Source organism: Vibrio variabilis (assembly GCF_003263785.1).
GTDB lineage: Bacteria > Pseudomonadota > Gammaproteobacteria > Enterobacterales > Vibrionaceae > Vibrio > Vibrio variabilis.
Genome location: NZ_JYJK01000145.1, coordinates 1 through 387, shown reverse-complemented (window position 1 = coordinate 387; position 387 = coordinate 1). Strand labels below are relative to the sequence as shown.

1 protein-coding gene is annotated in these 387 nt (G+C 54.5%); it reads left to right on the top strand.

The genetic code is table 11. The features are described 5' to 3' along the window. Positions 1 to 387, top strand: a 387-nt coding sequence (locus tag TZ48_RS23800; protein WP_162674712.1) for a calcium-binding protein, incomplete at both ends; no start/stop codon positions are given.

Below are 387 nucleotides of genomic sequence, written 5' to 3'. Positions count from 1 at the left end.
TGTTGAACCTCGCTAATGCAACCGATGGCAGTTACACCGCTGAGTCTGGCGATATAGGTGCCATGACTGCCACGTATAACGACGGCGTGTCTGATGTGCCTCTCACCATTACTGATGGCAACATTACTCTACCAGCAGGGGTCACTGAGTTTAAAGTCACCGTCGCCACCACGCAGGATGACATCTTCGAAGGCCCAGAAACCTTCGGCGTGACCGTCACTGATAACAACAATGTTACTACCAATGGCTCCGCCACCGGCGTGGGTACCATTCTTGATGATGGCAGTGGTCCAGACCCAGATCCGGACGATGACCGCCCAGCGCTGTCTATCACCCCAGCCGTGTCAGTGAACGAAGGCACAGGAGCCATGTTTACGGTGAGCTTGT